The sequence below is a fragment of the Serratia sp. MMO-28 genome, assembly GCF_037199905.1.
In the GTDB taxonomy this organism is placed as follows: Bacteria; Pseudomonadota; Gammaproteobacteria; order Enterobacterales; family Enterobacteriaceae; genus Chania; species Chania oryzae.
The window spans coordinates 1-3,608 of the sequence record NZ_JBBCVB010000062.1 but is presented as its reverse complement, the minus strand read 5'-3'; the positions used below and the strand labels follow the sequence as shown (position 1 = coordinate 3,608).

The 3,608-nt window shown below is 49.2% G+C and carries 3 protein-coding genes; all 3 read left to right on the top strand.

Annotated elements, in window-relative coordinates:
- Positions 1-217, top strand: a 217-nt coding sequence (locus tag WG891_RS26475; RefSeq protein ID WP_443006373.1) for a fimbrial biogenesis chaperone, incomplete at its 5' end; no start/stop codon positions are given.
- 150 nt (positions 218-367) lie between these two features.
- A complete protein-coding gene (locus WG891_RS26470; protein WP_337265075.1) occupies positions 368-1,558 on the top strand; it encodes a fimbrial protein in 1,191 nt (396 codons plus the stop codon).
- A 380-nt stretch (positions 1,559-1,938) separates the two neighbouring features.
- The gene (locus WG891_RS26465; protein ID WP_337265074.1) at positions 1,939-3,084 is read left to right on the top strand and encodes a fimbrial protein; all 1,146 of its coding nucleotides are present in this window, start codon (positions 1,939-1,941) and stop codon (positions 3,082-3,084) included.
- Positions 3,085-3,608: the final 524 nt, after the last annotated feature.

The window sequence follows — 3,608 nt, the reverse complement described above, 5'->3', positions numbered from 1 at the left end:
GCGTGCCGCAGGCAACGGCGTGCAGGCATCGAACCCGACCCCTTATCACGTGTCGTTTGTCAGCCTGAATGTGAACGGGGAAGAGATTGAAGGCGAGATGCTCGCCCCTTACGCAAGCCGGAATTTTGCTCTGCCTGCTAAAGCGGGGAATAAAATCACCGGCAGTTTTGTTAATGACTATGGCGCGGTCAATGTCTTCGATGCCATGGTTAAATAATGTTCAGGCTGTGCGGCAAACCATAAGGGTTGCTGGTCTATTTTGGGGCAGGCAACACGGGCCATTCATACCGCTTGATGGCCGACGTATTGCCCCTATTTTTCTTGCTGGCAAGAACAACATCAATAACCTGAAAGAGGGCAAAGACGCATGAAACTATCGATAAATAAAGCGCTGGGCCTTTTGGGCGGGTTACTGTTAAGTGTTATCAGCCCCAGTAGTTGGGCCACCGTGAGTTGTGCGTTCGCCGCTAACGCGACGCAAACTGAAGCCGTGCCGTTGAGCCCACCGACGATTTCTGCCGGTGCCGATATTCCCGTGGGGACGATTCTCTACCAAGGGACCTGGGTGATGAAAATGATCCCGATGGTGTGCAACTGGGTAACGGCTGATGTGGGCAAATCATTTTGGTACAACGGTAAAACGGTGATTAGCAATGCGCCACTCCCGCTCAGCACTCTTGCTACCGGTCCGTTCGCTGGCGCCGTCTATCAGACTAATATACCGGGTATCGGTGTGGCCATTTCACGAGTCTCTAATGGCAGCCCCTTAACAACAACCGGGCCTATTACTGCTGATACGGAGACCGTAATGAAGTCGTCGGACAATTTAGGTGGGACTTATAATATAGCGGGTTCAACACGCTATATTTCGTTAATTAAAACCGGCCCTATCACACCAGGTAACTATACTCTCAGCGGCGCAAACCTCCCGAGTATCAAAACCACTATTGACCTCGCGTTAAATAGCCATATTGGTTCGGCAACGGTAACCGGGTTCCCGTTTACTTTTTATAATGTCAGTTTTCAAGGTAGCCTGACGGTATCAACCCAAACCTGCACGGCCCCAGATGTTGCGGTTGCTATGGGAACACATAATATCAATGCGGATTTTAGCGGGATAAATAGCACCACGCCTTGGGTCGATGCCTCAATTGTGATGACTAATTGCCCGACATTTTACGGTTTTTATAATAGTACCAATACAACGTTGTTAATGGATTACGGTACAGGGACGAGAGGTGTAACCACTTCACTGAATAACACCATTGGCGTGCGACTGACCCCAGCGACCACGGTCACTGATTCTGGCAATGGCATTATGGCTATTGATTCGACGGTGTCCGGGGCGGCATCTGGCGTTGGGATACAACTGGGTTGGGGGGATAGCAGCCAAACACCGACCTTGTTTAACTTTGCATCAGAATACCCGATGACGCTGCCGAAAGACGGTAGCCGGACCATACGTATTCCACTGGCTGCCCGCTATATTCAAACGGCGGCAAAACCGACGCCGGGCAAAGCGTATGGAAAAACCGTATTCCTTATTAATTATTATTAATCAATAACATACCCGTAATGCTTCAAGTTGCTTGGGTGTTAGCTGCCCTCACTCACCCCAGTCACTTACTTGAGTAAGCTCCTGGGGCTTCGTTCCGTTGCCGCCTACAAGCAACTCGAATTATTTTGGGTATAGAGGTTGTTAAAGGAAATATAGCCAAGGAAATGCGCAAGAAGAGTTAACTGACGTCTATTGCCTTTTTTGCCAATGGATTCTGGTGCCATAGCCACCTTATGCACGATACCAGCCCATTTCTTTTTTGTGCCGGTTGTCTTTCGAATAATACGCATATCGCGAAAACCCAGAGAAGTTGATGTTGGTTTATTCAGCCAAACAAAATTTATTATCGCCGATAAATAAAGGAATAAGAGAGTTCATACATGAACAATGTAATCAGTAAATGGATCAGGCTTATTACAGGAGTTCTAAGCCTAGCGCTCAGCCCGTATGTCATGTCCAGTGTGAATTGCACATTGGTTGGTTCATCATCCGCAGCGATTACGGCAACCTTACCGTTAACGCCCGCTAACATCACGGCGGGCCCTGATTTGCCTGACGGGACCATACTTTATACGGGCTATTTTAAGCCCACAATTCAACCGGTTGTGAGCTGTACTCCGACAACGTCAGGCGTATTTTCTTTCAATAAGTACTTGAAAATATTAAGCGCACCAACGGCATTGTCGGGCTGGAGCAACAGTAAATTTACGCATGTCTATGCAAGCGGCATCGCTGGAGTCGGGATCGTCATATGGAAAGGTTCCGTAGGCATCACGCCAACACCATATGTTGTACAAAGCTACGGCACTACGGGTGTGACAGGCACGACCAACACCTACAACATCGACACCAGTTTCTCATTTGGGTTGATAAAAATAGGTAATATCGCGCCAGGGACCATCAATGGGGCCAATTTCCCTACCGTAGTATCGGCAATTACTAATAGTACCGGTGTTCTGAACCTGCCTCCGGACATTACGCTGGCGACAATCAACTTCAGCGGCATCATTAATGTGGTGTCAAAAACCTGTACTACGCCTGATGTTAATGTCTCTTTAGGGACTTATGAGATCCCCAATTATTTTAAGCGGATAGGCGCAACGACGCCTTGGGTCGATGCCTCGATCACATTAACGGACTGCCCGCGTTTTTACGGTTACTACGGTACGAGCAATGAAATCACCATTACTAACGCGGGCGGGCAAACGGTTCCAGCACCTACCGCCAATACCTTGCTGGTCTCTATGCAGCCAACCACTCAGGCTCTGGATGCGACGAATGGGATTATGGCGGTAAATTCAGCAGACAGCAGCACTGCAGCCACCGGCGTAGGGATACAGGTGGGCTGGGGAGAGGCATCAGGAACGCCGGTTCCCTTTAATTTTAGCGGCATGACCTATACGCCTTCGAACAACGGCGTCAGTACGGTGAGAATTCCAATGGCTGCCCGGTATATACAGCAAAGTGCGCAGGTCACACCGGGGCGTGCGGATGGTAAGGCCGTTTTTCTGATTAATTATTACTGAAAAATTTTCCACATGCCCCAATGAACCCGAGAAAGCGTTGAGGCTAATCCTCAATGCTTTCCCGGCCTTTAAACATCCCCATAAGGGATAATGCTTGTCTGTTAAGGCTAATCAGTTCCTTCTCCCTTGAGGAGAGGGACGGCGGCCAACTGGAGATCGCATAAAGTAAGGGCAGATATTGCAATAGGTTCCATGATTTTCCTGGTAACACCCGGCTATCCGACCCGTCGGCAGCATACTTCGCCCTTTGCCCTGCTGATAGAGGCATTGCGCTATGAGGGGCCACTTCTGCACGCGATATGAGCGGCACGGGTTGCAAGCATTATGCGCGGTATGTCTGATTAATGGCCGATACGCCAGAGTTGCCCGCGCTAGCTTGTACCGATGGTCTATAGTTAACCCTCAACATGGAAGGGGAGAGCAGCTGTGTTTAAAGTCAATGGGTGATGATTAATTTGTCACCCATTGCCTATTATCTCGCAGCATCGCGTTTAATATCGTTAACAGCTTTCTGATGCACGCGG

Excerpts from the sequence above, each read along its gene's own strand:
- WG891_RS26470 (WP_337265075.1), top strand. The coding sequence starts at position 368 with ATGAAACTATCGATAAATAAAGCGCTGGGCCTTTTGGGCGGGTTACTG.
- WG891_RS26465 (WP_337265074.1), top strand. The coding sequence starts at position 1,939 with ATGAACAATGTAATCAGTAAATGGATCAGGCTTATTACAGGAGTTCTA.